This is a genomic window from Microbacterium sp. H1-D42 (assembly GCF_022637555.1).
Taxonomy (GTDB): domain Bacteria; phylum Actinomycetota; class Actinomycetes; order Actinomycetales; family Microbacteriaceae; genus Microbacterium.
Genome location: NZ_CP093342.1, coordinates 1,549,992 through 1,576,281, shown reverse-complemented (window position 1 = coordinate 1,576,281; position 26,290 = coordinate 1,549,992). Strand labels below are relative to the sequence as shown.

At 66.6% G+C, this 26,290-nt stretch carries 24 protein-coding genes; 7 read left to right on the top strand and 17 right to left on the bottom strand.

Going from position 1 to position 26,290, the window contains the following annotated elements; all coding sequences use genetic code 11:
* Positions 1–264: 264 nt before the first annotated feature.
* The 8 genes from era to hrcA form a co-directional block, all read right to left on the bottom strand.
* Positions 265–1,170, bottom strand: a complete 906-nt coding sequence (gene era / locus MNR00_RS07470) for a GTPase Era (protein WP_241928521.1) — start codon at positions 1,168–1,170, stop codon at positions 265–267.
* On the bottom strand, positions 1,163–2,458 hold the full coding sequence (locus tag MNR00_RS07465) for a hemolysin family protein (RefSeq protein ID WP_241928520.1): 1,296 nt from the start codon (positions 2,456–2,458) through the stop codon (positions 1,163–1,165). The genes era and MNR00_RS07465 overlap by 8 nt, the downstream gene beginning before the upstream one ends.
* Entirely contained in the window at positions 2,455–2,916 is a 462-nt protein-coding gene (gene ybeY, locus MNR00_RS07460) for an rRNA maturation RNase YbeY (RefSeq protein ID WP_241928787.1), read from the bottom strand. Before ybeY ends, MNR00_RS07465 begins: the two co-directional genes overlap by 4 nt.
* Positions 2,910–3,929 (bottom strand): PhoH family protein, encoded by a 1,020-nt coding sequence (locus tag MNR00_RS07455; RefSeq protein ID WP_241928786.1) that lies wholly within the window; start codon positions 3,927–3,929, stop codon positions 2,910–2,912. The genes ybeY and MNR00_RS07455 overlap by 7 nt, the downstream gene beginning before the upstream one ends.
* A gap of 67 nt (positions 3,930–3,996) precedes the next feature.
* A complete protein-coding gene (locus tag MNR00_RS07450) occupies positions 3,997–4,344 on the bottom strand; it encodes an HIT domain-containing protein (RefSeq protein ID WP_241928519.1) in 348 nt (115 codons plus the stop codon).
* 23 nt (positions 4,345–4,367) lie between these two features.
* A complete protein-coding gene (locus MNR00_RS07445; protein ID WP_241928518.1) occupies positions 4,368–5,096 on the bottom strand; it encodes a 16S rRNA (uracil(1498)-N(3))-methyltransferase in 729 nt (242 codons plus the stop codon).
* Positions 5,097–5,160: 64 nt separating this feature from the next.
* Positions 5,161–6,273, bottom strand: a complete 1,113-nt coding sequence (gene dnaJ, locus MNR00_RS07440) for a molecular chaperone DnaJ (RefSeq protein ID WP_277884368.1) — start codon at positions 6,271–6,273, stop codon at positions 5,161–5,163.
* A 48-nt stretch (positions 6,274–6,321) separates the two neighbouring features.
* A complete protein-coding gene (gene hrcA / locus MNR00_RS07435) occupies positions 6,322–7,365 on the bottom strand; it encodes a heat-inducible transcriptional repressor HrcA (protein WP_241928516.1) in 1,044 nt (347 codons plus the stop codon).
* Between the two features lie 101 nt (positions 7,366–7,466).
* Between hrcA and MNR00_RS07430 the strand changes: the two genes are divergently transcribed.
* A complete protein-coding gene (locus tag MNR00_RS07430; RefSeq protein WP_241928515.1) occupies positions 7,467–8,885 on the top strand; it encodes a carboxylesterase family protein in 1,419 nt (472 codons plus the stop codon).
* 15 nt (positions 8,886–8,900) lie between these two features.
* Here MNR00_RS07430 and hemW read toward each other — a convergent pair whose 3' ends face one another.
* From hemW to lepA, 3 genes are read right to left on the bottom strand one after another with little or no spacing between them, the layout of a single operon-like run.
* On the bottom strand, positions 8,901–10,139 hold the full coding sequence (gene hemW, locus MNR00_RS07425; protein ID WP_241928514.1) for a radical SAM family heme chaperone HemW: 1,239 nt from the start codon (positions 10,137–10,139) through the stop codon (positions 8,901–8,903).
* Positions 10,140–10,166: 27 nt separating this feature from the next.
* The gene (locus MNR00_RS07420) at positions 10,167–10,817 is read right to left on the bottom strand and encodes a DUF1990 family protein (protein WP_241928513.1); all 651 of its coding nucleotides are present in this window, start codon (positions 10,815–10,817) and stop codon (positions 10,167–10,169) included.
* Between the two features lie 43 nt (positions 10,818–10,860).
* On the bottom strand, positions 10,861–12,711 hold the full coding sequence (lepA, locus tag MNR00_RS07415) for a translation elongation factor 4 (RefSeq protein WP_241928512.1): 1,851 nt from the start codon (positions 12,709–12,711) through the stop codon (positions 10,861–10,863).
* Between the two features lie 254 nt (positions 12,712–12,965).
* Here lepA and MNR00_RS07410 point away from each other — a divergent pair, with 254 nt between their 5' ends.
* From MNR00_RS07410 to MNR00_RS07390, 5 genes are all read left to right on the top strand, one after another.
* Complete coding sequence (locus MNR00_RS07410) at positions 12,966–13,949, top strand: ABC transporter permease (RefSeq protein WP_241928511.1); 984 nt, start codon at positions 12,966–12,968, stop codon at positions 13,947–13,949.
* Positions 13,950–13,951: 2 nt separating this feature from the next.
* Positions 13,952–14,884 (top strand): ABC transporter permease, encoded by a 933-nt coding sequence (locus MNR00_RS07405; protein WP_241928510.1) that lies wholly within the window; start codon positions 13,952–13,954, stop codon positions 14,882–14,884.
* Positions 14,881–16,851: an ABC transporter ATP-binding protein gene (locus MNR00_RS07400; RefSeq protein ID WP_241928509.1), complete on the top strand. Its 1,971-nt coding sequence runs from the start codon at positions 14,881–14,883 to the stop codon at positions 16,849–16,851. Before MNR00_RS07405 ends, MNR00_RS07400 begins: the two co-directional genes overlap by 4 nt.
* Before the next feature lie 151 nt (positions 16,852–17,002).
* Positions 17,003–18,712, top strand: a complete 1,710-nt coding sequence (locus MNR00_RS07395) for an ABC transporter family substrate-binding protein (protein WP_241928508.1) — start codon at positions 17,003–17,005, stop codon at positions 18,710–18,712.
* Between the two features lie 72 nt (positions 18,713–18,784).
* The gene (locus MNR00_RS07390; protein WP_241928507.1) at positions 18,785–19,507 is read left to right on the top strand and encodes an alpha/beta hydrolase; all 723 of its coding nucleotides are present in this window, start codon (positions 18,785–18,787) and stop codon (positions 19,505–19,507) included.
* Here MNR00_RS07390 and MNR00_RS07385 read toward each other — a convergent pair.
* Entirely contained in the window at positions 19,458–20,702 is a 1,245-nt protein-coding gene (locus MNR00_RS07385; RefSeq protein ID WP_241928506.1) for an MFS transporter, read from the bottom strand. The two genes, MNR00_RS07390 and MNR00_RS07385, sit on opposite strands and share 50 nt — an antisense overlap.
* A gap of 247 nt (positions 20,703–20,949) precedes the next feature.
* On the opposite strand from MNR00_RS07385, the gene rpsT reads away from it, so the two are divergent.
* Positions 20,950–21,210, top strand: a complete 261-nt coding sequence (gene rpsT, locus MNR00_RS07380) for a 30S ribosomal protein S20 (protein WP_241928505.1) — start codon at positions 20,950–20,952, stop codon at positions 21,208–21,210.
* 93 nt (positions 21,211–21,303) lie between these two features.
* On the opposite strand, the gene holA is transcribed toward rpsT, so the two are convergent.
* The 5 genes from holA to MNR00_RS07355 form a co-directional block, all read right to left on the bottom strand.
* Positions 21,304–22,356, bottom strand: a complete 1,053-nt coding sequence (holA, locus tag MNR00_RS07375) for a DNA polymerase III subunit delta (protein ID WP_241928504.1) — start codon at positions 22,354–22,356, stop codon at positions 21,304–21,306.
* A gap of 21 nt (positions 22,357–22,377) precedes the next feature.
* Positions 22,378–23,085, bottom strand: a complete 708-nt coding sequence (locus MNR00_RS07370; RefSeq protein ID WP_241928503.1) for a DUF624 domain-containing protein — start codon at positions 23,083–23,085, stop codon at positions 22,378–22,380.
* Between the two features lie 4 nt (positions 23,086–23,089).
* Positions 23,090–23,902, bottom strand: a complete 813-nt coding sequence (locus tag MNR00_RS07365; protein ID WP_241928785.1) for a carbohydrate ABC transporter permease — start codon at positions 23,900–23,902, stop codon at positions 23,090–23,092.
* A gap of 95 nt (positions 23,903–23,997) precedes the next feature.
* Positions 23,998–24,921, bottom strand: a complete 924-nt coding sequence (locus tag MNR00_RS07360) for a sugar ABC transporter permease (RefSeq protein WP_241928502.1) — start codon at positions 24,919–24,921, stop codon at positions 23,998–24,000.
* 57 nt (positions 24,922–24,978) lie between these two features.
* Positions 24,979–26,277 carry an extracellular solute-binding protein gene (locus tag MNR00_RS07355; RefSeq protein WP_241928501.1) on the bottom strand — a complete coding sequence of 433 codons (1,299 nt, stop codon included), beginning with the start codon at positions 26,275–26,277 and terminating at the stop codon, positions 24,979–24,981.
* Between the last annotated feature and the right edge of the window lie 13 nt (positions 26,278–26,290).

Sequence of the window (26,290 nt, the reverse complement as noted above, 5' to 3'; positions counted from 1 at the left end):
GCGCCCGGCTGGCGGTGCCGATGACGCGGATGCCGCGCAGCGCGGCCTGCTGCAGAACGCTCACGCCGACGGCACCGGAGGCGCCGTGCAGCAGCAGCGTTTCGCCCGGCTCGGCGCTGACGACGTGCAGCATCTCGGCCGGCGCGCACCTGAATGGTGACCTCACCCGGACCAGGACTCGGCGCGTCGTACGCCTCGAACTGCCAGTCATCCGGCGATCCTCACTGTGTCGCCCCCAGCGCGAGGCCATTTCAGACTCCCGAGTCAGAACCCGAGACGGCCGAGCTGCTTCGGGTCGCGCTGCCATTCCTTGGCGACCTTGACGTGCAGCTTGAGGAACACCCGCGTGCCGAGCAGCTCTTCGATGCCTGCGCGCGCACGGGCTCCGACATCACGCAGGCGCGAGCCCTTGTGCCCGATGATGATCGCCTTCTGGCTGTCTCGCTCGACGACGATCGACGCATAGACATCCGTCAGATCGCTGTCCTCGCGAGGGGCGACGTCGTCGATCACCACGGCGATGGAGTGCGGCAGCTCGTCGCGCACGCCCTCAAGCGCCGCCTCGCGGATCATCTCGGCGATGCGGTCCTCATCGGACTCGTCGGTGACCACGCCATCCTCGTACAGCCGAGGGCCGATCGGCATCAGCTGCAGCATCTGGTCGGCCAGCACGTCGAGCTGATCACGAGTCAGCGCAGAGAGCGGGATGACAGCCGCCCAATCCTCGCGCAGCGAGTCCACCTCCATGAGTCGCTCCATGATGGAGTCCTTGTCAGCGGCGTCCGTCTTGGTGACGATCGCGACCTTCTTCGCGCGCCCATAGCCGTCCAGCGACGCCGCGATACGGCGGTCGCCAGGGCCGACCTTCTCGGTCGCCGGCACGCAGAAGCCGATCACGTCGACGTCACCGAGCACCTGCTCGACGAGATGGTTGAGCCGCTCGCCGAGGAGGGTGCGCGGCTTGTGGATGCCAGGGGTGTCGACGATCACCAGCTGCCCGTCGGGGCGATTGAGGATGCCCCGGATCGCCCGCCGCGTGGTCTGCGGCTTCTCGCTGGTGATCGCGATCTTCTCGCCCACCAGCGCGTTCGTGAGTGTGGACTTGCCGACGTTCGGTCGGCCCACGAACGTCACGAAGCCGCTGCGCGTCTTCTCGTTGTCTTCAGTCATCCCGTTGTCCTCCGTCGCGATCGTCGATCTCCATTGTGAAGGGTGCACGCTCCACGAACACCGTCGCGATGCCGCGACCGCGACCGCGCGACGCGCCGCCGGTGAGCACGAGACCCTCCACCGTCGCCGTCGCCCCCGGCTGCGGGATCTGCCCGAGCGCCTTGCCCAGCAGTCCCCCGATCGAGTCGACATCCTCATCGTCGAGCTCCAGCCCGAACAGATCGCCGACATCCTCGACCGGAAGGCGCGCGTTCACCTTGTACCGTCCGTCGCCGAGGTCCACGAACTCCGCGGGACCTCTGTCGTACTCGTCAGCGATCTCGCCGACGAGCTCTTCGATCAGGTCTTCCAGTGTGACCAGGCCCGAGATCCCGCCGTGCTCATCGATCACCATGCACACGTGCACGGCGTCGCGCTTCATCTGCTGCAGCAGCGACTCGGCGCGCATCGACTCGGGCACGAACACCGGCGGCCGTGCGATCGGGCGCACCGGCCTGCCGCGCCAGGCGCTCTCATCGCGATACGCGAACTGCACGAGATCCTTCAGATACAGCACGCCCACCACGTCGTCGGCGTCGCCGTCGACGACGGGCATGCGCGATACGCCCGTCCGAAGGAACAGGTCCATCGCCTCGGTCGTCGTCGCGGCAGCATCCACCGTCATCATCTCGGTGCGCGGCACCATCACGGCACGGACGAACTGATCGGTGAAGTCGAACACCGAGTGGATCAGGTCGCGGTCATCGGCCTCGATCAGCGCGTTCGAGGCGGCTTCGTCGACCATGCTGAGCAGCTGCTCCTCCGAGGCGAACGAGCTGCGCCCGGCCCCAGGAGTCACACGCTGTCCGGCGTTCACCAGCGCCTGCGCGAGCGGGCCGAGCAGAATGCGCATGCCGCGCACGACCGGTGCCCAGCTGCGCAGCATCCGCGCGGCGTGCAGGCGACCGAACGACCGCGGGCTGGCGCCGACCAGCACGAACGTGATGCCGGTCATCAGCACGGCAGCGGCGAGCATGGCCCACCAGATGCTGGGGAGCAGTGAGTCCAGGGCGACCGTGACCAGCACCGCGGCTGTCGTCTCGGCCAGCACGCGCATGAACGCGACGGCGTTCACATGCGGGGCGGGGTCCTCGGCGATGCGCTGCAGTGCGGCCGCGTTGCGACCCTCGGATGCCATCGCCTCGAGATCCGAGGTGGAGCTGACCGAGAAGGCGGCGTCGACGGCCGCCATCAAGCCGCCGAAGGCGACCAGCAGCACGGCCGCCGCGAGAAGTATCGCCGGGGTCATCGTCGGCGTTCGACCTGCGCGAATCCCTCGATCAGCGACTTCTGCAGCCCGAACATCTCACGCTCCTCGTCGGGTTCGGCGTGGTCGAAGCCCAGCAGGTGCAGCAGCCCGTGCGTGGTGAGCAGGATCAGCTCGTCCATCAGCGTGTGACCTGCGGTCTGCGCCTGGGCCTCGGCGACCTGCGGGCACAGCACGATGTCGCCGAGCAGCCCGGCCTCGGTCGGGTGGTCTGGTGTGCCGGGGCGCAGCTCGTCCATCGGGAAGCTGAGCACGTCGGTGGGACCAGGCTCGTCCATCCACTGCACGTGCAGCGATTCCATGGCGCCCTCATCCACGAGCACGATGGCCACTTCGGCGTCGGGGCTGACGTTCAGCTGCGCGAGGTTGAAGTCGGTGAGCCGCTGCAGCACGGTCTCATCGATCTCGATCGCGGACTCGTTGTTGATCTCAATCATGATGAGTGTCCTCGTCTGGGCTGTCGGTCGCGCGGTGCGCCACCGCGGCGGTCGGCGCGATTCGCGAACTGGTGCGCCTGCTCGCGCTCGTGACGGGCTGCGGTGCGCTGCTCGTCATACTCGCTGTACGCGTCGACGATGCGCCCGACCAGCGAGTGCCGCACGACGTCGTCGCTCGTGAGACGGGTGAAGTGGATGTCGTCGATATCCTTCAGCACCCTGGTCACCAGACGAAGACCGGATGCCCCGGTGGGCAGGTCGACCTGGGTGATGTCACCGGTGACGACCATCTTGGTGCCGAACCCGAGCCTGGTCAGGAACATCTTCATCTGCTCTGGCGTGGTGTTCTGCGCCTCATCGAGCACGACGAACGAGTTGTTCAGCGTCCTCCCGCGCATGTAGGCGAGCGGGGCGACCTCGATCGTACCGGTGGTCATCAGCCGCGGCACGATCTCGGGGTCCATCATCTCGTTGAGCGCGTCGTACAGCGGACGGAGGTACGGGTCGATCTTGTCGTTGAGCGAGCCGGGCAGGAACCCCAGCCGCTCCCCCGCCTCGACGGCAGGGCGGGTGAGGATGATCCGCTCGACCTCCTTGCGCTGCAATGCCTGCACGGCCTTGGCCATCGCCAGGTACGTCTTGCCGGTGCCGGCGGGCCCGATGCCGAAGACGATCGTGTTCCGCTCGATCGCGTCGACGTACTCCTTCTGTCCCAGCGTCTTCGGACGGATCACCCTGCCGCGAGTGGAGAGGATCGCCTCGCCGAGCACTTCGCTCGGGCGCGGTCCGTCCTCACGGCGAAGGATGCGCGCGGAGTGCTCCACATCGCTAGGAGCGAGATCGTGGCCGGAGCGGGTCATCTCGATGAGCTCGTCGACGAGCCGCTTGGCGGCGGTGACGTCGTCGCGCGTGCCGCCGAGCATGATCTCGTTGCCCCGCACCATCACCTGCACCGTCGGATGCTGCTTCTCGAGCATGCGCAGCAGACGGTCCTGCGGGCCGAGCAGCTGCACCATGGCGACACCGTCGACGAAGATGCGCTCGGTGTGCTCCGGCTGGGCGGGGAACTGCGGTGTCGGTTCGTCAGAAGCCAACGAGCTTGCCCTCCTCGATGTTGCCGAGCACGTGTGCGTGCACGTGGAAGACCGACTGCCCTGCGGTTGCGCCGTTGTTGAAGATCAGTCGGTACTCGCCATTCGCGTGCTCATCGGCGATCTGCTTAGCGACAGCGACCATCTCGGCCATGAGTCCGGGGTCGCCGGCGGCGAGCTCGGTGACGTCACCGTACTGCTCCGTCACAGGGATGACGAGCACGTGCAGGTCGGCCTGTGGATTGATGTCGCGGATCGCGAAGACCCGTTCGGTGCGGGCGACGAAGTCGCCGGGGATCTCCCCGTTCAGAATGCGCGTGAAGATCGAGGGTTCGGTCATGATCCCAGTCTAGTTGTCGAGCGTCACCAGCGCCCGAGTGCCGCCGAGAGCACGGCGATCGCCGCAGGCCCAGCCGTCGAGGTGCGCAGCACCGTGTCGCCGAGGCGGACGAGCTCGGCGCCGGCATCGGTGAACCGCGACAGCTCCTCTGGGCTCACGCCGCCCTCTGGACCGACCACGAGCAGAATGTCGCGGTCGTCGGGTCGGATGCTCGTCAGCGGAGTCTGTGCGCTCGGATCGAGCACCAGCATCCGATGCGTGCCCGCTCGCGCGGCGAGCTGCGCGGTGCTGTTCACCTCTGCCACAGCTGGCACCCAGGCGCGGTGCGCCTGCTTGGCGGCCTCGCGCACGATGGTCGCCCAGCGCTCGCGCCCCTTCGCCGCCTTGGGCCCCTCCCAGCGCGAGACGCTGCGGGCGGCCTGCCACGGGATGATCTCGTCGGCACCAAGCTCACACGCGGCCTGCACGGCCAGCTCGTCGCGATCACCCTTCGCGAGGGCCTGGGCGAGGACGATCCGCGACTGCGGCTGCTCCTGCATGGCGCGGGCGGTGACCCGCACCGTGACCTGCGCAGCCGATACGTCTTCGACCGCCCCCTCCAGCCACACGCCGGAACCGTCGCCGATCGTCACCGACTCGCCGACGCGAACGCGCCGCACGACGGAGGCGTGCTTTGCCTCGGCTCCGGTGAGAGTGAGCAGCTCGCCCTCACCGACGTCGGAGCAGGTGGGGACGATGAAGTGCAGGGCCATGGCGATCCGTTCGTCGTGGGTTGACGGTGCTCTGTCTCAGTGCGTGTACTGTGCGTGTGCTGTCTCAGTGGCTGCGGAATCGGTCGCGCAGCTTCGAGAACAGCCCCTGCTGGAACTGCGCGAGCTTCGGAGCCGGCGCCTTGGTCTTCTTGGCGAAGTCCTCGATGAGACGGCGCTGAGCCGTATCGAGCCTGGTCGGGGTCAGCACCTGCACGCCCACCCGCAGGTCGCCGCGCTGGCTGCCCCGCAGCGGCGTGATCCCGCGCCCGCCGATGGTCAGCACATCGCCGGACTGCAGTCCGGCGCGCACCTCGAGATCGACTGGGCCGTCGAGTCCGTCGATCGTCGTCGTGGTGCCGAGGATGGCATCCGACATCGAGACCTCGAGGGTGGCGAGCAGATCGTCGCCTTCGCGGCTGAACACCGGATGCTGCGCCACCGCCACCTCGACGTACAGGTCGCCGTTCGGGCCACCGGCCCGGCCGACCTCACCGGAGCCGGGCAGCTGCAGGCGCAGCCCGGTCTCGACGCCGGCCGGAATGTCGAGCGCGACAGTGCGACGCGAGCGCACCCGCCCCTGACCGGCGCACGTAGCGCACGGGTACGGGATGGTCGTGCCGAAGCCCTCGCAGCTGCCGCACGGCTGGGTCGTCACCACGTTGCCGAGCAGGCTGCGCACCTGTCGCTGCACGTGGCCGGTGCCGCCGCAGACGTCGCAGGTGACGGGCGACGTGCCTGGCTGGCAGCAGCTGCCCTCGCAGGTCTCGCACAGCACGGCCGTGTCGACCTCGATGTCACGGTGCACGCCGAAGATCACGTCGCCGAGATCGAGGTCGATGCGCACCAGGGCATCCTGGCCGCGCTCGCGCCGCGAACGCGGTCGTGCGCCCCGTCCGCCGCCGGCCGCGCCGAAGAAGGTCTCGAAGATGTCGCCGAAACCGCCGAAGCCTCCGAAGCCGCCGTTGCCGTTCGCGTCGCCGCCCATGTCGTAGCGCCGGCGGGAATCCTCGTCGCTGAGCACGTCATAGGCGTGCGTGACGAGCTTGAACCGCTCGGAGGCGTCCTCCCCCGGATTCACATCCGGATGCAGCTGGCGCGCCAGCTTGCGGTAGGCCTTCTTGATCTCGTCCTGGGACGCGTCTCGGGACACCCCGAGAACTTCGTAATGGTCCGCCACGATCACCTTTCTGCGTGTGCGTGCGTATCGATATGTGCAGCCGCCGGGTCAGCGGGCGGCGTCGTCCTCTTCGAGCATGCGCGACAGATAGCGGGCCACGGCCCGCGCTGCAGCGAGATTGCTCGAGTAGTCCATGCGCGTGGGGCCCATGACCCCGACGCGTGCGGTGCCGCCGGGGGCGGCGTAGTTGCTGGCCACGATCGAGGCCTCACCGAGACCGAACGATGCGTTCTCTGTGCCGATGCTGGTGGCGAGGCCGTGCTCGTCGGTCACCATCTCGCTCATCAGGCGCAGCAGGGTCACCTGCTCCTCGATCGCCTCGAGGAGGGGATGGATGCTGCCGCGGAAGTCCTGCTCGCGACGCGCGAGCGTGGCAGCTCCGGCCATCACCAGGCGCTCCTGCCGGAACTCGGCGAGTTCCTCGGAGATCACCGCGGCCAGGGCGTGCAGGGCCGGGTGCAGTCTGGCAGCCGGCGATCCTGCCTCCGGTTCGGCGAGCGACAGCATCCGCTCCGTCGCCTCACCCACGGCCCGGCCGGAGATCAGCGAGAGCAGCTGGGCGCGGAGTACCGCGAGATCCGTCTCGTCGAGGTCGATCGGCAGCGGCGCGATGCGCTGCGAGACGCCGCCGGCATCGGTGACCAGCACCACCAGCATCCGATTCGGCGCGAGCGCGACCAGCTCGACGTGCGTGATGCTCGCCCGCGCGAATGACGGGTACTGCGCGAGTGCCACCTGACCGGTCAGCTGAGTGAGCACGCGCACCGTGCGGGCCATCAGGTCGTCGAGGTCGCTCGGCGCGCCGAGGAACGACTCGATCGCACTGCGCTGTCCTGTGGAGAGCGGCCGCAGCTGCGCAAGATGGTTCACGAAGACGCGGTAGCCCTTGTCTGTGGGCACACGTCCGGACGAGGTGTGTGGGGCGACGATGAGGTCTTCATCCTCGAGCAGCGCCATGTCGTTGCGGATGGTCGCGGCCGACACGCCGAACGAGTGGCGATCGACGATCGACTTGCTTCCGACGGGCTCGTGCGTCTCGACGTAGTCCTGCACGATCGCGCGGAGAACCTCAAGTCCACGCTCTGTGACCATGTTCCCTCCCCGCTGGCACTCGAACCTTCCGAGTGCCAATCCTACCCCGCTCAGCCGGACGCCTGCCGAAGACGACCCGCCTTCACCCTAGGATGACGCTCATGAGCGCCGCCCCGACCGCCACCCTCACGGCAGGGTCCGTCCGCGGCACCGCTGCCGACGGAGTCCACCGTTTCCTCGGCATCCCCTATGCCGCACCGCCGTTCGATGCGAACCGGTTCCGCGCCCCGCAGCCGGCCGCGGCGTGGGACGGTGTGCGGGACACCACGGAATTCGGAGCGACCTCACCGCAGCTCCCCTACGCCGGGCCCATCGGCGAACTGCTCGGTTCGGTCATCATCGACGGCGAGGACGTGCTGACGGCGAATGTCTGGGCTCCCCCAGGGGCAGAGCATGCGCCCGTGGTGCTGTGGCTGCACGGCGGAGCGCTCGAACGCGGCACCGCGGCGATTCCCCTGTACGACGGCGCGGTGTTCGCCCGCGCCGGGATCGTCTTCGCGTCGGTCAACTACCGGCTGGGCTCAGAGGGCTTCTCGGTGCTGTCCGACGCACCGACCAACCTCGGTCTGCTCGATGCCGCCGCCGCACTGGCGTGGGTGCACCGCGAGATCGCCGCGTTCGGCGGTGATCCGGCGCAGATCACGGTGATGGGCGAGTCGGCCGGCGGGGCGCTGGTGGCAGGGCTCCTCGCTCTCGATGATTCCCGACCGCTGATCGCCCGCGCCATCATCGAGTCCGGGCCGCTGCAGGCCCAGCCGCGCAAGAAGGCAGGGCGCGTCACCGCGCAGCTCGCGAAGCTGCTCGGCGTCCGCACGGAACGGGACTCGTTCGCCTCGGTCGCACCGGATCAGCTGTTGGAGGCGCGCCGCACCCACTCCGCCGGATCGTCACCTCTCGACGGCGCGCCTGGCTTCCAGTTCGCGATCGATCCGCAGACCCTGCCTCGCTCGCCGCACGAAGTGCTCGGCGACGTCGACGTGCCCCTGCTGATCGGCAGCAACACCGACGAGTACCGGTTGTGGTTCACTCCCGAGCAGCTGGACGGGCTCAGCGAGTGGAACCTGCTGCTGGCCCGACTCGTGCTGCGCATACCTCGTCGCGCCGTCGAGGCGTATCGCACGGCGTTCCCGGGAGCCTCGACCGGAGAGATCTACGGTCAGCTGGCGACCGACCTGCTGCTGCGTGCCCCGCTGACGCGCGCCGCCAGGGCGCGGAAGGCGCCGACCTACGTGTACGAGTTCGCCTGGCCGAGCCCTGTGCGCGATCTGCGCGCCGCCCACGCACTCGAACTGGGGTTCGTGTTCGATCAGCTCGCGTCGGCAGATGCGCAGCGCATGGCGGGAGGCGATGCGCCGCAGCAGCTTGCCGATGAGATGCGTGACGCGTGGATCGCGTTCATCAAGAACGGCGACCCCGGCTGGGCACCGTACGGGCCCGAACGCAGCACCCGCGTGCTGTCCGCCCAGAGCGTCACCATGCCACAGCGACGGACAGAGGGCCTGGACCTGCTGCCGGGCTGATCGGCACGCTGCGGCTCACTCCGTCAGGGCACGCACCACAGCATCCGCCATCAGCCGCCCGCGCAGGGTCAGCCGCACGCGCCGCTCGCGCAGGGCGGATGCCGGATCGACGAGGCCGTCGGAGATCAGCTCCGCGACCCGCTCGCGGTGAGGCTCGGCGATCTCGGCGATCGGCAGCCCCTCCGCGAGGCGACTGCGCAGCAGCACGCGCTCGAGCGTGCGGGCCTCGAGGTCCGGCTGCTCGCGTCCGGCCGCCGGCGACTCGTCCAGGCTCAGCCGCTGCGCGTAGGCAGCGGGGTGCTTGACGTTCCACCAGCGCAGGCCGGCCACATGACTGTGCGCCCCAGGGCCGAAGCCCCACCAGTCCGAACCGCGCCAGTAGGCCAGGTTGTGCCGCGACGCATGCACGGAATTCGTGCCAGCGCCTGGTCCCTTGGCCCAATTGCTCACCTCGTACCAGTCGAAGCCGGCAGCTGCGAGGCGCTCATCGGCCAGTTCGTACATGTCGGCCTGCAGGTCGTCATCCGGGGCCGGGACTTCGCCGCGACGGATCTGCCGGGCAAGCTTGGTGCCGTCTTCGATGATCAGCGCGTATGCCGAGATGTGATCGGGGCCGAGGTCGAGGGCGGACTCCAGCGACTGCCGCCAGTCGTCGAGCGTCTCGCCTGGCGCTCCGTAGATCAGGTCCAGGCTGACATCCAGACCCGCATCCCGTGCGGCCTGCACGGCCGTGCTGACGTTCTCGGGACGATGGGTGCGGTCGAGGGCTGCGAGCACATGCGGCACAGCCGACTGCATGCCGATCGACAGGCGGTTCACACCAGCATCCACCAGCGTCCGCACCACCTCGGGCGTCACGGTGTCTGGGTTCGCCTCGACGGTGACCTCTGCCCCCTCCCTGATTCCGAAGGCATCCACGGCTGCGCGCAGCATCCGGGCGAGGTCCCCAGGAGGGAGCAGCGTCGGCGTGCCGCCGCCGAAGAAGACGGTGTCCATCGGGCGCACCACGCCGGTCGCGCCGAGCACCTCGCGCGCCAGCGCGATCTCGCGGATCAGAGTGTCGGCGTACTGATCCTGACGCGCACCACCCAGCTCAGTGGACGTGTACGTGTTGAAGTCGCAGTAGCCGCACCGCACCCGGCAGAACGGCACGTGCAGATACGCCGAGAACGGTACGAGCGGATCGATGCGGACGTCTTCAGGGAAGCGACCGTCGGCGGGTGCCGGATCACCCAGCGGAAGGGGCCCTGCCATCAGTTCAGCGCCATCAGTTCAGCGCCATCAGATGGGCGTCGCGTACAGCGGCGAGATGGCCCGAAGGTAGCGGGCGAACAGCTCCTTGCGCCGGCGGCGCACCATGCCGGGCACGCGGTAGAAGACCGATGCGGGCGCGTCGAAGGCGCGCACGGTGAACCACACCTCATCGGTGCCCTCGTGCCAGTCGACGTCGAACGACTCCTCGCCGCTGACGACAGAACCGCCGACGGTGCCCAGCACGAAGCCGACGCGGCGGCGCTCCTCCGTCACTGAGATGACGCGCAGTTCAGCATCAGCGCGCAGGCCTTTCACGCGACCTCGCAGCTTCAGTGTCATGCCGGGCGCAGCGAACGGCGTGCCCTCGGCGTCGAAGCGCTGCTCCGGCTGACTGCGGTTCGGGACGATGGGGGCCCCCTCGGCATCGAAGCTGATGCCGGTGTACGCCTCGCCGGATGCCGGACGGACGTCCGAGAGCTCGAGCCCAGCGGCGCGCTGGGCTGTCCAGGAGAGCAGTGCCTCTGCGGCCGAGCGGAACCGGTCCTCGCCGCTCCCGATCCGCCAGGACTCCTCGGCGGGCACGCTGCGCTCCGGTGGATACTGCATCAGATCGGGGGCATGGGTGGCCCCGACCGCTGCATAGTCGACCGTGCCTTCTCGGAATGTCCCGCGACGCATGATTTCCAGCCTACCCAGACGAACCTGGGTGATCGCCCGCTCCTTACTTCTTGTCCTTGCTTTCGACGTCACCGGACAGGGCGGCGATGAACGCCTCCTGTGGCACCTCGACGCGGCCGACCATCTTCATGCGCTTCTTGCCCTCCTTCTGCTTCTCAAGCAGCTTGCGCTTACGGCTGATGTCGCCGCCGTAGCACTTGGCGAGCACGTCCTTGCGGAGCGCGCGGATGGTCTCGCGGGCGATGATCCGGGCGCCGATGGCGGCCTGGATCGGCACCTCGAAGTTCTGTCGCGGGATGAGCTTGCGCAATCTCTCGGTCATCAGCGTGCCGTACGCGTATGCCTTCTCGCGGTGCACGATGGCGCTGAACGCGTCGACCTTGTCTCCCTGGAGCAGCACGTCGACCTTCACCAGATCCGCGGTCTGCACCCCAGCGGGCTCGTAGTCCAGCGAGGCGTACCCCTGAGTCTTCGACTTGAGGTGGTCGAAGAAGTCGAACACGATCTCGCCGAGCGGCATCATGTAGCGCAGCTCCACGCGCTCCTCGCTGAAGTACTCCATGCCGAGCAGCGATCCGCGCCGCGACTGGCACAGTTCCATCACGGTGCCGACATAGTCCTTGGGCAGCAGGATCGCCGCCTTGACCATGGGCTCGGCAACACTCGCCACGCGTCCGTCAGGGTACTCGCTCGGGTTCGTAACGATGACCGTCTCGCCGGTGTCGGTGGTGACCTCATAGATCACGCTGGGTGCCGTCGTGATGAGGTCGAGGCCGAACTCGCGCGACAGCCGCTCGGTGATGATCTCGAGGTGCAGCAGACCGAGGAAGCCGCAGCGGAAGCCGAAGCCGAGGGCGACCGACGTCTCGGGCTCGTACTGGAGCGAGGCGTCGGACAGTTTCAGTTTGTCGAGCGCCTCACGCAGGTCGCCGTAGTCGCTGCCGTCGATCGGATAGATGCCCGAGAACACCATCGGCTTCGGATCGGTGTAGCCGGGAAGGGCTTCGGATGCTGCGGCACGGGCGCTTGTGATCGTGTCGCCGACCTTCGACAGGCGCACATCCTTCACACCGGTGATGAGGTAGCCCACCTCGCCGACGCCGAGCCCGTCCGACGGGATCGGCTCGGGGCTGGAGACACCGATCTCGAGCAGTTCGTGGGTGGCCTTGGTCGACATCATCTGCACTCGCTCACGCGGGGTGAGTCTGCCATCGACCATGCGCACGTACGTCACGACGCCGCGGTAGGTGTCGTACACCGAGTCGAAGATCATCGCCCGCGCCGGCGCCTCTGGATCGCCGACAGGAGCGGGGATCTGCTGCACGATGCGGTCGAGCAGCTCTTCGACGCCGAGCCCGGTCTTGCCCGAGACCCGCAGCACGTCCTCGGGCTTGCCGCCGATGAGGTCGGCGAGCTCCTTCGCATACTTCTCGGGGTCGGCGGCCGGCAGATCGATCTTGTTCAGCACCGGAATGATGTGCAGATCGTTCTCGAGTGCGAGATACAGGTTCGCAAGGGTCTGCGCCTCGATGCCCTGGGCTGCGTCGACGAGCAGGATCGCCCCCTCGCAGGCGGCGAGCGAGCGCGACACCTCGTAGGTGAAGTCCACGTGACCAGGAGTGTCGATCATGTTGAGGGCATAGGTGCCGTCGGCGTCGGACCACGGCATCCGCACGGCCTGGCTCTTGATGGTGATGCCGCGCTCGCGCTCGATGTCCATCCTGTCCAGGTACTGCGCGCGCATGTCACGATCCGCTACCGATCCCGTGACCTGCAGCATGCGGTCGGCGAGGGTCGACTTGCCGTGATCGATGTGGGCGATGATGCAGAAATTGCGGATCTGCGTTGCCGGAGTCGCGGCGGGAGACAGAGGAGTGAGAGCGCGGGGTGACATGTGGTCCTTGGTGCGTCCGAAAGGGTTCAGGCAAGTCTACGTTCAGGCTCGCCTAATCCCCCATTCGTGGAGACCGATGATAGTCTCGCGAAGTTGCCCGTGCAGTATTCCCCGACTGCCAGGCGATCCACTCCGTCACGGCCTCCGGTGCTGTCGACGTGCGCCGGGCGCAGGATGCATGCTTGAATGACTTCCCGACTCAGCGTTGCGTCGGAGATCCCGCGCATGGCTGTAAAAGAGAAAGAATCAACACCTTGATCAAGTATCTCGTGCGCCGGGCACTCGGCTGGCTGCTCATGATCGTGGTCGCGACCAACGTCACCTATTTCTTGGCCTGGTCCTTCCTCGATCCGCGTAGCAACTACGTCGGCCGAAAGCCACCACTCACCCCCGAGCAGATCGAAGGCCTGCTCGGTCCGCGAAACCTCAGCGAGACGACTCCGCTGATCGAACGGTGGTGGACCTGGTTCTCGGGAATCATCTTCCGGTGGGACTGGGGCATGAGCCCGACCGGCGGTTCGGTGAACAGCGAGATCGCCTACCGGATGTGGGTCAGCGCCGAACTGGTGCTCGGGGCGACCGTCATCGCCACGATCCTCGGCATCTGGATCGGCACGTACACGGCCTCGCGTCAGTACAAGCTCGGTGACCGCGTCTGGCAGGCCGTGTCGATCGTGACGATGAACATCAACATCATCGTGGCGGGACTGGCCATCGTGATCCTGGCGATCAACTTCAACAACTGGGTCGGCACGCGCGTCTTCTACGTCACCGGCTCTTCAAGTGAGGGCGTCACGGGCTTCTTCCCCGTGCTGATCGACACGCTGCAGCACCTCGTGCTGCCGACGATCGCACTGGTGCTGATCAGCTACGCCGGCACGCATTTCCTGCAGCGGTCCCTGCTGCTCGACAACATCAACGCCGACTACGTGCGCACGGCCCGCGCGAAGGGTCTGACGAAGCCGCAGGCGGTGCGCAAGCACGCGCTGCGCACCTCGCTCATCCCGGTGGCCACCCAGGTCGCCTTCTCGATCCCCGCGATCTTCACCGGCGGAATCCTGACCGAGACGATCTTCGCCTGGCAGGGCATGGGCCGCTACTTCCTGACCACCATCAACAACAACGACGTGCACGGCGTGGTCGCCGTCGCCGCATTCGGCGCCGCACTAACCGCCATCGGCGCGATCCTCGCCGACATCGCCGTCGTGGTTCTCGACCCGCGAGTGAGGGTGAGCTGAGTATGAGCACCAACATGATCGATCCCACCGTGCAGCCGCCTGTGGGGCCTGACACGACCGCAGAGCGCATCCCGACGAAGCAGCTGTCCAAGTGGACGCTCTACACGCGCCGGTTCATGCGCAACAAGCCCGCCGTCGGCGGCATCGTGATCTTCGTCGTCCTCGCCCTGTGCTCCATCATCGTGCCGCTGGTGTCGCCGTACGGCGTGTCTGACATGGACTTCCTGAACCTCTCCACCGGCCCGTCGGCCGAACACTGGTTCGGCACGAACGCCTCGGGCAATGACACGTTCACGCAGACCTTCGTCGGCCTGCAGCGCTCGCTGATGATCGCCCTCATCGTCTCGTTCGGCGTCACCGCCATCTCGGCCATCGTCGGCACGGCTGCGGCGTACTTCGGCGGTCGCATCGAGCGCGTCACCCTGGTGATCATCCACTTCTTCATGGTGGTGCCGACCTTCCTCATCCTCGCCCTGGTCTCGAACGACTCTGGCGGCGACTGGCGCGTCATCTCGCTCGCGCTTGTCTTCACAGGCTGGTTCTTCCCTGCGCGCGTGATCTGGACCATGGCCCTGTCGCTGCGCGAGCGCGAGTACATCGATGCCGCGCGCTACATGGGCGTGCCCGGCATGCGCATCGTGATCCGCCACCTGCTGCCGAACATCGGCTCGCTGCTGGTCATCAACTTCACCCTGGGTGTCGTCGCGGCCGTCGGAACCGAGACCGGCCTGTCGTTCATCGGCATGGGTGTGAAGATCCCCGATGTGTCCCTCGGCTCCCTGATCGGCGAGGGTGCGGCCAGCGTGACCAGTGCACCGTGGCTGTTCTACTTCCCCGCCGCAGCCCTGACGCTGCTGACCGTGTCGATGGCGCTCATCGCCGACGGTCTGCGCGACGCACTCGATCCCACCTCGTCAGCGGGAGGCCGCGCATGAGCACCACAGCAAGCAGTACTTCAGCCGGCACCAAGCCCGCAGGCACCGTCCTCTCCGTGCGCGATCTCACCGTCAGCTTCGCGTCCGAGGCGGGCCGAGTGGATGCTGTCCGTGGCGTCTCGTTCGATCTCGAAGCCGGTAAGACCCTCGGCATCGTCGGCGAATCGGGTTCGGGCAAGTCCGTCACGTCGCTGGCCATCATGGGCCTGCTCGACGAGAACGCGCGCGTCTCGGGTTCCATCCAGTTCGAGGGCCAGGAGCTGCTCGGCAAGAGCGACAAGCAGATGTCGGTCATCCGCGGCAATGGCATGGCCATGGTCTTCCAGGACCCTCTGACGTCCCTGACGCCCGTGTACACGATCGGCGACCAGCTGATCGAGGCACTCACCGCACACCGTGGCCTGTCGAAGCAGGAGGCGTGGAACCGCTCGCTCGAGCTGCTCACGCTGGTCGGCATCAGCAGCCCCGAGAAGCGGATGAAGTCGTTCCCGCACGAGTTCTCCGGCGGAATGCGGCAGCGTGTGGTCATCGCCATCGCGATGGCGAACAACCCGCGACTGATCATCTGCGATGAGCCCACGACTGCACTCGACGTGACGATCCAGGCTCAGATCCTCGATCTGATCGAGAAGGCGCAGGACGAATCCGGCGCCGCCGTGATCATGATCACGCACGACATGGGCGTGGTCGCGCGCACCGCGGACGATGTGATGGTGATGTACGCCGGCAAGCCCGTCGAGCACGCGCCGGCGCACGAGCTGTTCCACAGCACGCGGATGCCCTACTCGATCGGTCTGCTCGGAGCGATCCCCCGCGTCGACAAGGCCGAGAAGGAGCCGCTGGTTCCGATCAAGGGCAATCCGCCCCTGCTGATCGATCTGCCCGACGCGTGCCCGTTCGCCGCGCGCTGCCCGATCGCGGTGGCCGCGTGCCACACGCGCGAACCCGACCTGGTGCCCGTGGCGACCGGCAGCGGAGAGCCGCACCTGGCTGCGTGCATCCGGGCGGATGAGATCGACAACGACGGCTTCATCGGCGGCCTGCCGGTGTACCCCGTCGAACCAGTGCCTGAGAGCGACCTCACGCGCACCCCGCGCGAGGAGCGCCCGGTGACGCTGGAAGTGCGCAACATGGTCAAGACCTTCCCGCTGACCAAGGGCGCGTTCTTCAAGCGCAAGGTCGGCGAGGTGCACGCTGTCAAGGGCATCAGCTTCGATGTGCGCGAGGGCGAGACGATGGCGATCGTCGGCGAGTCGGGCTCGGGAAAGACGACGACCCTGCTGCAGATCATGGACTTCGTCAAGCAGGACGAGGGCGACATCATAATCGCCGGCACCAGTGTCAACGGGCTAACCGACCGCAAGCTGGAGCGCAAGCTCCGCCGCGACATCCAGATCGTCTTCCAGGACCCGATGGGCGCACTCGACCCCCGCATGACCGTCACCGACGTCATCGCAGAGCCGATGCGCGCGATCGGGCTGCCGAAGGAGGAGGTGCTCGACCGTGTTCAGGAGCTGATGGACCTCGTCGGGCTCAACCCCGCGCACCGCGACCGCTTCCCCGGCGCGTTCTCGGGCGGCCAGCGCCAGCGCATCGGCATCGCACGCGCATTGTCGACCAACCCGAAGATCGTCGTGCTCGACGAGCCCGTCTCGGCGCTGGACGTCTCGATCCAGGCCGGCGTGATCAACCTGCTCGACGAGCTGAAGGTCAAGCTCGGGCTCTCGTACCTGTTCGTGGCCCATGACCTCTCGGTCATCCGCCACATCGCGGACCGCGTCGCGGTGATGTACCTCGGCGAGTTCGTGGAGCACGGTGACGTCGACCAGGTGTTCGACAACCCTCAGCACCCGTACACGCAGGCGCTGCTGTCGGCGATCCCCGTTCCTGACCCCGACATCGAGCGCACCCGCCAACGGGTCGTGTTCGATCCGGAGACCATGTCGACGAAGCCCGCGACGGTCTGACCATCACCGTCGGATAACGCTCGGTCACTGTTGTATAACGCCGGGTCACCGTCCCATAACAGTTAGCCATGATTCACTCTCGCGAGCCGTGATTGTGCGGAACGCGAACTATCCTCCCTTTTATGACACGCCGAAAGGCGAAAGGAGCACCATGAAGCAGCACAAGCTGATGGGGGCACTCGCGATCAGCGGAGCCCTCGCACTCGTTCTCGCAGGTTGCGCCACTGACTCCGGTTCCGGAGACAAGGGCGATGGCGGCGACAAGCCCGCCGAGACCTCGGCGGCGGACTACAACCCGCAGCCGCGCGAAAACCTCAAGGAGGGCGGGAAGGTCAACTTCCCGATCGCCGAGATCCCGGAGCAGCTCAACTCGTTCAACGGTGACGCGAGCGCCAGCACGGCAACGCTTGCCGCGTGGTACATGCCCCAGATCCTGCTGATGAAGCCGGACGGAACGCCGTACAAGCACGACGCGTACCTCGACGAGTGGAAGACCGAGACGGTCGACGGCAAGACGCAGATCACCTTCACCTTCACGGACAAGGCGACCTGGAACGACGGCACCCCGATGGACTGGACCGCCATCGACGCCACCTGGAAGGCCAACCGCTCGATCGACGAGGGCTTCGTCCCGAACGCGACCGACGGCTACAAGGAGATCGAGAAGGTCGAGCAGGGCGACACCCCCAAGACCGCCATCGTCACCTTCAAGAGCGAGTTCGCCTGGCCGAAGATGCCGTTCCTCACGGGCGTCATCCACCCGGCTCTGGCCGACCCGGACAAGTTCAACACCGCGATGATCGACAACCCGCACGCTGAGTGGGGCGCCGGTCCGTACACGGTCGACACGTTCGACGCCAACAAGGACTTCATCTCCTTCAAGCCGAACGACAAGTGGTGGGGCGACAAGCCCATGCTTGACGAGGTCACCTTCACCGGCATGGACTCGCAGGCCTCGATCAACGCGTTCAAGAACGGCGAGATCGACCAGGTCGGCGTCGGCACGAAGGACCGCCTGGCCCAGGTCGCCGACATGAAGGGCATCACGATCCACCGTGCCCAGCAGACCGCGAACACGATCCTCGAGGTCGATGCCGACAAGCCGCAGTTCGCTGATGTCAAGGTGCGTCAGGCGTTCTTCATGGCCATCGACATCGAGCAGCAGAAGAAGATCGCGTGGAACGGCCTCGACTACACCGAGGACCCCGCGGGCTCGCTGACGCTGTTCTCGTTCCAGCCGGGCTACAGCAACGCGCTCGAAGAAGCCGGCTACAAGTTCGACGTCGAGAAGGCGAAGAGCCTGCTCGATGAGGCCGGCTGGACCGAGGGTGAAGACGGCATCCGCGAGAAGGACGGCGTCAAGCTGTCTGTCGTGTACCCGATCTTCAGCGACGACCCGACCCAGAAGGCTCTGGCGCAGTCGCTCCAGACCATGGAGAAGGCTGTCGGCATCGACGTCAAGGTCGATGTGCGTCCGTCGAACAAGTTCGCCGAGGACTACAACTCGAAGAACTGGGATGTCGCCGGTCTGCGCTTCACCTCGTCTGACCCGTTCGGTGCAGCCTGGTTCTGCCAGCTCTACTGCCAGGACATGGGCCTGAACCTCTCCGGCGTGCAGACGCCTGAGATGGACAAGCGCATCAAGGACGAGGTCGAGTCGATCGCCGACCCCGAGAAGCAGACCGCGGCCGCTATGAAGCTCGAGGCCGAGATCTTCGCCGACTGGGGCCTGATCCCGCTGTACAACGGCCCGTCGATCTCCGCTGTCAAGGAGGGTCTGGCCAACCTGACCCCCGAGCCCTACGTGGGTCTTGACCTGTTCGGTGTTCAGCCGGTCGAGAACGTCGGCTGGGAGAAGTAAGCACTAGCTGCTTCACACTCTGAGGCGGGGTCGGTGGTTCATCCACCGGCCCCGCCTTTCTATGCTGGTGGGGTGACTACACAGGTCGTCCTCGTCCATGGCATCCGCACTTCGGCCACGATGTGGCGCTCTCAGCTCGAGTGGCTCGCTGAGCGAGACGTCCCGGCTCTCGCGATCGATCTGCCCGGCCACGGTGCGCGCATGGCCGAGCAGTTCACGCTGGACGCCGCGCTGGGGACGATCGACGACGCCGTGCGGGATGCTGCCACGCGCGGCCCGGTGCTGCTGGTCGGCCACTCGATGGGCGGCCTGCTCACGCTGCAGTACACCGGGGCCGAAGAACCGCCGCCGGTGGCGGGCCTGATCGCCGCATCCTGCACCGCCCTCCCCCGCGGCGCGGCGCTGCGCACTTACCGGACGCTCGCGGGCACACTCGACAGCCTCCCGGATCGGGGCCTGTGGCTGTCGGAGCAGCTGCTCAACGCCACGATCCCGCAGGCGACGCGGCTCGACTTCGCCGCGGGTGGCTACGCCCTCGATGCGCAGGACGTCGCGCTGAAGAGCCTGGAATCACTCGACCTCCTGAACGCCGTGCCACGCATCCACGTTCCACTCTGGTTCGTGAACGGACAGTTCGATCAGCTGCGCATGCAGGAGACGCTGTTCACCCGCCTGGCGCCGGAGGCCGAGCTCATCGTGGTTCCGCGCACCTCGCATCTGGTGACCGCCATGCGGCCGCAGGTGTTCAACGCTGTACTGCAGCTGGCTCTGGCTGTCGTGCACGAGCGGTCATGAGCCCACCGACGACCGACAGGATCGCCGCCATCAGGAACACCAGCCAGAACCCGCCGACCAGCGCCACCAGCAGCGCACCGAGCATCGGACCGATCAGCTGTCCGAGCGAGGCGGTGACGTTGACGATGCCGAGGTCGCGCGCATGGTCCTGCTCGTCGGGAAGCAGGTCGGTGGCGAACGCGAGGCCGGCCGTCGAGAAGGCGCCGTAGCCGATGCCCATGAGGGCGGCGGCGACCATGGTCATCTCGAACGTCGGCATGAGCACGACGACGAGCCCCGAAAGCGCCTGCACGAATGTGGCGAGCACTGCGAGCAGGCGCCGGTGGCCGGAACGGTCGGAGATCATGCCCACGAGCACCGAGGCCAGCACGACGAAGACCGTGTAGATGACGATCAGCAGCAGCAGGTTGTCCTGCGCCGCGGCGTTCGGCTGACCGAGGCCGTGCAGCAGGAAGAACAGGAACAGTGCCGTGCCGAGTGCGTTGCCGATGTTGGCGACCAGACGCCCGCCCAGCATCCACGAGAAGTCGCGGTCGCGCAGAGACGCCAGCCGGGGGCGTGTGCTGTCACGCTGCGGCAGGTCGGCGGCTGTGGCCGGTGGATCCGGCAGCAGTACCGCCGCGGCGGTTCCGACGATCGCGATGACGGCAGCCAGCAGCAGATAGCCGGCGACGACGCTGAGGCCGAGCAGCACCACGAGTCCCACACCGAGCACGATGCCCACGGCCTGGCTCGAGCTGATCACCGATGAACCTGCTCCGCGTTGTGACGCAGGCAGCTGATCAGCGATGAGAGCGGTGAAGGCGGCGGATGCCACGGCGGTGCCGATCGAGACGCCGATCCAGCACGCACCCACCAGCCAGGGGCCTTCGGCGTAGCCGGTCAGCACCAGGAAGATCGCGGTCGACCACACGCCCATCAGCGCCCAGGGGCGCCGGCGGCCGCGTCCGCCGCGCGAGCGGTCGGAGAGCGCACCGGCCGCGGGGCCGGCGATGACCCCGGCGAGTCCTCCGATGCCGAGGACGAGTCCGGAGTACACCACCCCGAGGATCCAATCCCCCTCGGGCGAATCCAGCTGCAGCGGCAGCAGCAATTGGACCGGAGTGAGTGTGACCGTCCAGATGGCCAGCCAGGCGAGGGTGAAGAGGGTCATCCACCCCGCGCCGACGCGGTGGGTGGTGTGGTTCGAAGTCATTGTGCTCCTGTGACGTCGTCGTCGTTCGGGTAATGTCGATTCTGCACCCAGTTCCAGCTTTTGCGCGACTCAATGTCACGAATCACGGCGCGTATGCCACCCAAAGGCCGCGGTGGCATACGGCAGGCCGGAGTGCTGGTAACATTGACTCTTGGCTTGCGTTGTGGGTTCGCCCTCACGACCGCTGTATGACGCCCTCTCTCGTCTGCAGCATTCCGATCAATATCCAGACAGAAAGCGTCCACACGTGGCAAACATCAAGTCGCAGATCAAGCGCAACAAGACCAACCTGAAGGCTCAGGAGCGCAACCGCTCCGTCAAGAGCGAGCTGAAGACCGTCGTCCGCAAGACGCGCGAGGCTGTCGTGGCCGGCGACAAGGAGGCCGCTGAGGCCGCCCTCAAGGTCGCTTCCGTCAAGCTCGACAAGGCCGTCAGCAAGGGCGTCGTGCACAAGAACCAGGCGAGCAACCGCAAGTCGGCCATCGCCAAGCAGGTCGCCGCTCTCTGAGCCGCAGCACTTCTTCGAAGGCCCGCCCCGTTCCGGGGCGGGCCTTCTTCGTTGCCCACCTGTCGAGCGTGGAATCCTGAGTGTGTCGACGGGTCAGGCGCCGTAGGGCTGGCGGGTGGCGATGACAGCCACCATGCGCTCCAAGGCGAAGACCGGATCGCGGGAGGCACCCTTCACCTCGGCGTCGGCGCGAGCGGTGGCCTGGATGGCAAGGCCCAGCGACCGCTCATTCCAGCCGGTCAGGTCGCGACGCGCGCGGTCAATCTGCCAGTCCTTCATGCCAAGGCGCTGCGCGAGCTGACGACTCGGCTCGCGGTTGCCGGCGACGCGGGCCATCGTGCGCAGTTTCATCGCGAACGCGGCGACCATCGGCACGGGGTCAGCCCCGGATGCCAGGGCGTGCCGCAGCGCCACGAGCGCTTCGCCGTAGCGACCGGCGATCGCGGTGTCGGCGACCACGAACGCCGAGACCTCGACTCGACCACCGTAGTACTTGGCGATCACGTCGTCGGTGATGTCTCCCTCGACATCGCCGATGAGCTGCTGGCACGCCGCGGCGAGTTCGGTGAGATCGTCGGCGAACGCCGAGACCAGCGAGCGCAGCGCACTGGGCTGGATGCGCTTTCGCGCGGCTTTGAACTCCCCCGCGGCGAAGTCGACCCTGTCGCTGTCGCGTTTGACGGCCGCACACGGGATCTCGATGCCCTCGCCTATGCCGGAGCGGATGCCGTCGAGCAGCTTCTTGCCGCGGATGCCGCTCGAGTGCCGCAGCACGACCGTCGCACCCTCCTGGGGGTGCTCGATGTACTTGAGTGCCTCCTGCAGGAAGGCGTCAGAGCACTTCTCCACCCCCGTCACGCGGACCAGGCGGGGTTCGCCGAAGAGCGATGGCGACGTGACGGCGAACAGCGTTCCGGCCTCGTAGTCGTCGGCCCGAAGGTCGGTCACCTCGAGTTCGGCATCCTCGGCCCGCAGATATTCCCGGACGCCGGCGATCGCCCGCTCAGCGAGCACATCCTCGGGGCCGGACACGAGCACGATCGGCGCCGGACGCGGTTCGCGCCATGACACCTGCGGAATCTTGGGACCCTTGGCTGCGCCTCCGCGCGCACCGGAGCTTCGAGCAGAGGTACGGGCGGCAGGCATGTCATTCAGCCTACCGGCGGGTCAGGACACCGCTGCGACCGGATGCAGCACGGGGCGCAGCGTGTACCTGCAGTTTCCCCACACGGCGTAGAGCAGAGGTGCGGCAGCCACTCCGAGAGCGATCGCAGGACTCACGGTGAGCAGAAGCCCCAGCGCGAGCAGCACCCCCAACGTGAAGAGCGTCAGATGCCAGCGACGCACCCCCAGGTACGCGCTCGCCTTGATCACGTCGCGCAGCCGCGCATCGGGGCGTTCCACGCCCGCCACCAGCACGAGCAGCGCGGTGACCACCATGACGACGAAAGTGATCACCAGCACCGGCGACAAGATGGCCCCGGCCGCACTCCCCGCCAGGAACACGAGATCGGCACCGATCATCACCGCGCCTGCCACCACGACGGCTCCGGCGGCGAGGGATCGCCACAGATGCCGTCGCCAACCCCGCCAGAACTGGATCGCGACCTGTGATGAGCGCTCGACCTGGTGCGCATGGAACACACTGAATGCTGCGGTGAGAGCAGGCGCGGCAATTACAGCGGCCAGCGCGAGAGCCGGCCACGATCGACGCGGATCCGTCGTGATCAGCAGTGCGAGCAGCGGCAGGGTACCGACGATCAGCATGAGGTTCGTCATCATCACCAGGTATGCGAGGCCGAACAGCGTGCTCCACATTTCGGCTGAGACCCGTGCCTGGCGCGCGGGTCGTGCACCACCGTTGACCGGTCTCATGGCGCTAGCCCTTCAGACCCGTCGTCGCGATGCCCTCCACGAAGTAGCGCTGACCCAGCAGGAAGATCAATGCGATCGGAAGGACCGACAGGACCGAACCCGTCATGATCAACGCGTATTCGGCGTTGTACTGCGACACGAAGGACTTCAGACCGATCTGAATCGTCCAGATGGCGGAGTCACGCAGGTAGATCAGCGGCCCGAGGTAGTCGTTCCAGACGTTGACGAAGGTGAGCAGGACAAGCGTCGCGATCGCGGGGCCGGACAGCGGGAGGACGATTCGTCTCCAGATTCCGTACTCAGACAGGCCGTCGATCCGGGCCGCCTCGACGAGATCGTCCGGGATCGATTCATAGAACTGCTTCATCAGGAACACCCCGAAAGCGCTGAACGCCTGCAGCACGATGATCGACCACAGCGTGTTGGACAGACCGAGCTTCGACATCAGCATGAACTGCGGGATCATGTACGCCTGCCAGGGCACGGCGATCGTTCCGATGTAGACGAGGAACAGCACATCGCGCCCAGGGAACCTGGTCTTCGCGAAGCCGTACGCGGCGAAACTCCCTGTGAGCACCTGGATGCACGTGACAGTCACGCTCAGCAGAAGGGTGTTCCCCAGCCACGTCGACATGTCGGACTTCGCCCAGATGTCCAGGTAGTTCTGCCAGACGATCGGGTCCGGGATCCACTGGACGGGGACAGTGAAGACCTGGTTGCTCGTCTTCAGCGAAGACACGAGCATCCAGACGAAGGGCAGCATGATGGCAGCAGCGGCGGCGATCAGGACGACGTACAGCACTGTGGTCCGCCACATGTGCTTTCCCCACCGTCGTCGCGGCCGCCGGGGTGTCCGCGTCGGCGGCACGGCCGCGTCCTCGATCGTCGGTCGATCGAGCGTGAGTGTGGTCGTCATCGTTCTCTCCGCTTGTTGAGTAGGAATTGCACGACGGTGACAGTGATGCAGATGCCGAACAGCACCATGGCCACTGCAGATGCGTATCCGAAATCGTTCTCGACGAAGCCCTTCCGGTAGATGTACTGCGAGAGCACGAGAGTCGACGTACCCGGCCCGCCGTTGGTCATCACCAGAATGAGGTCGAAGATCTTGAAGCTCGCGATCGTCAGCATCACGGTCACGAAGAAGGTGGTGGGGCGCAGGCACGGGAGTGTGACATGCCAGAAGCGCTGGAGCGCGTTCGTCCCATCCATGCGGGCCGCCTCGTAGAGTTCGCCCGGCACAGTCTGGAGCCCAGCGAGGAACAGAAGCATGTAGTACCCCATGTCCCGCCACGTGCCGACGATGATCACCGCGGGCATCGCCCAGTCAGTGGAGCTCGTCCAGCCGGGAGGTTCGGCCACCCCCAGCGCGCTCAGCAACTGGTTGATCGGTCCTGCTTCAGGCGAGAACAGCATGTTCCAGACGACCGCGATGGCGACGATGGACGTGATGTAGGGGAAGAACGCCACAGTGCGGAAGAATGCAGCACCGCGGATCTTGCGGTTCAACAGCAGCGCGAGGCCCAGCGATACCGCCAGCGTGAGCGGAATATGGAACGCCGCGTAGTACCCCGTGTTGAACAGCGCAGTGTGGAATGTGGTGTCTCGGAGCAGCTTCTCGAAGTTCGCCAGGCCGACGAACTCGGGGGTGCCGAAGGCGTTCCAGCTGCTGAAGCCGAGATAGAACAGGACCAGAACCGGGATGAGCGTCATCAGCGCGAATCCCAGGAAGTTCGGAAGGACGAAGGTCCAGCCGATCAGCGCGTTGCGTCGACTGAGGCTCCCCCGCCGGCGCGCAGACCTCTCACGGGTGTCGAGGCTGGATTCAGTGGTCACGGATTTCCTTTCAAGGAGCGGACCGGTCCGGCCCAAGGGGGCCGGACCGGTGCAGGATCAGTTCAGGACTTCCGCAGCGGCCCGGGTCATCGCCTTCTCGATCCCGTCCTCGGGTGTGACGCTTCCGGACATGATCGCCGAGTGCGCCTCGGCCAGGATCGCCTGCAGCGCTGGGGTCTTCTGCGAGAGCGGCGCCTCGATGCTGGTCACGTAGTTCGTGGCTGCGAACCGCGCGAGCTCGTCCTGCGGCATTCCCTCCCGAGCGAAGAGAGCGTCAGCGACCTTCTCGGTGTTCACCGACGGCTTGGCGCCGAGGTCGGCGAGAACCAGTGCGGCCTCTTCCGAGCCGAGGAAGGTCAGGAACTTCTTCGCAGCTTCGACTTCGCCCTCGTCGATTGCCGCATTGATCCCGATCGGTGTCGGGGTCCCTGTCGTGACGGGCTTGTCGACGGTGGTGGAATCGACCTGTGGCGCGGGCGCGAAGCTCCACTCGAATTCCTCGGCGTCACCGGAGTCACGCTGGGTGAGCAGCGTCGCGGCGTACCAGGAGCCCATCAGCATCATCGCCGACTGCTGCGTGCCGAACTGTCCCTGATAGGTGAGGGAGTTGGTGGTGACGGTGCCGTAGGTCTCCTGCGCGCCGGCGTCCTGCAGTCGAACGGCCCGCTCGTAGTAGTCGACCAGGTACTCCCAGTCGCCTGCGAGGAAAGCACCGTCCGGCTGAGCCTGCGCGTTCGCGAAGGCCTGCGGGAAGGACTGCCAGGAGTGCTGATACGTGCCTTTCGCCTTGTTCCCGTCCGCCTTGAGCGCCGCGGTGAGATCGATGGCGGTCTTCTCGTACTGCTCCCACGTCCACTCGCCGTTCGGGTAGTCGATGCCCGCCGCGTCGAACAGATCCTTGTTGTAGTACAAGTAGAAGACGTCCTGGCGATAGGGAACGGCGTAGGTGACGCCGTCGACGGTGAACTCATCGATGCTCTCGACGCCCTCATCGACGTCGGCAGCGACGTCGCTCACATCCAGCAGCTGACCGCCGTTCTGGAAGACGGGGAACTGCGAGATCGTCTTGATCGGGTAAAGATCCGGCGCCGTTCCCGCAGCGAGATCGGCGACGATCTGCGTGTCGTAGTTCGCGGCGTCGTATTCGACGAGTTCGACGGTGATGTCCTCGTTCTCAGCCTGAAATGCGTCGGCGAGAGTCTGAAGCTCTGGGGAGCTCGCCAGGCTCCAGCCCGCGACGGTCAACGTGACCGGGCCGTCCTTCGCACTGCCAGATGTGGTTCCGCCGCTGCACGCGCTGAGCACCATGGCGCTCGCAGCGATGAGAGCCGCGCCGGTGATAGTTGACTTTCTCATGTGGTTTCCTCTC

Coding starts and splice junctions, on each gene's coding strand:
- era (WP_241928521.1), bottom strand. CDS start 1,170: ATGACTGAAGACAACGAGAAGACGCGCAGCGGCTTCGTGACGTTCGTG.
- MNR00_RS07465 (WP_241928520.1), bottom strand. CDS start 2,458: ATGACCCCGGCGATACTTCTCGCGGCGGCCGTGCTGCTGGTCGCCTTC.
- MNR00_RS07455 (WP_241928786.1), bottom strand. CDS start 3,929: ATGGTGCAGCTGCTCGGCCCGCAGGACCGTCTGCTGCGCATGCTCGAG.
- MNR00_RS07450 (WP_241928519.1), bottom strand. CDS start 4,344: ATGACCGAACCCTCGATCTTCACGCGCATTCTGAACGGGGAGATCCCC.
- MNR00_RS07445 (WP_241928518.1), bottom strand. CDS start 5,096: ATGGCCCTGCACTTCATCGTCCCCACCTGCTCCGACGTCGGTGAGGGC.
- hrcA (WP_241928516.1), bottom strand. CDS start 7,365: ATGGTCACAGAGCGTGGACTTGAGGTTCTCCGCGCGATCGTGCAGGAC.
- MNR00_RS07430 (WP_241928515.1), top strand. CDS start 7,467: ATGAGCGCCGCCCCGACCGCCACCCTCACGGCAGGGTCCGTCCGCGGC.
- hemW (WP_241928514.1), bottom strand. CDS start 10,139: ATGGCAGGGCCCCTTCCGCTGGGTGATCCGGCACCCGCCGACGGTCGC.
- MNR00_RS07420 (WP_241928513.1), bottom strand. CDS start 10,817: ATGCGTCGCGGGACATTCCGAGAAGGCACGGTCGACTATGCAGCGGTC.
- lepA (WP_241928512.1), bottom strand. CDS start 12,711: ATGTCACCCCGCGCTCTCACTCCTCTGTCTCCCGCCGCGACTCCGGCA.
- MNR00_RS07405 (WP_241928510.1), top strand. CDS start 13,952: ATGAGCACCAACATGATCGATCCCACCGTGCAGCCGCCTGTGGGGCCT.
- MNR00_RS07400 (WP_241928509.1), top strand. CDS start 14,881: ATGAGCACCACAGCAAGCAGTACTTCAGCCGGCACCAAGCCCGCAGGC.
- MNR00_RS07395 (WP_241928508.1), top strand. CDS start 17,003: ATGAAGCAGCACAAGCTGATGGGGGCACTCGCGATCAGCGGAGCCCTC.
- MNR00_RS07385 (WP_241928506.1), bottom strand. CDS start 20,702: ATGACTTCGAACCACACCACCCACCGCGTCGGCGCGGGGTGGATGACC.
- holA (WP_241928504.1), bottom strand. CDS start 22,356: ATGCCTGCCGCCCGTACCTCTGCTCGAAGCTCCGGTGCGCGCGGAGGC.
- MNR00_RS07370 (WP_241928503.1), bottom strand. CDS start 23,085: ATGAGACCGGTCAACGGTGGTGCACGACCCGCGCGCCAGGCACGGGTC.
- MNR00_RS07365 (WP_241928785.1), bottom strand. CDS start 23,902: ATGTGGCGGACCACAGTGCTGTACGTCGTCCTGATCGCCGCCGCTGCT.
- MNR00_RS07355 (WP_241928501.1), bottom strand. CDS start 26,277: ATGAGAAAGTCAACTATCACCGGCGCGGCTCTCATCGCTGCGAGCGCC.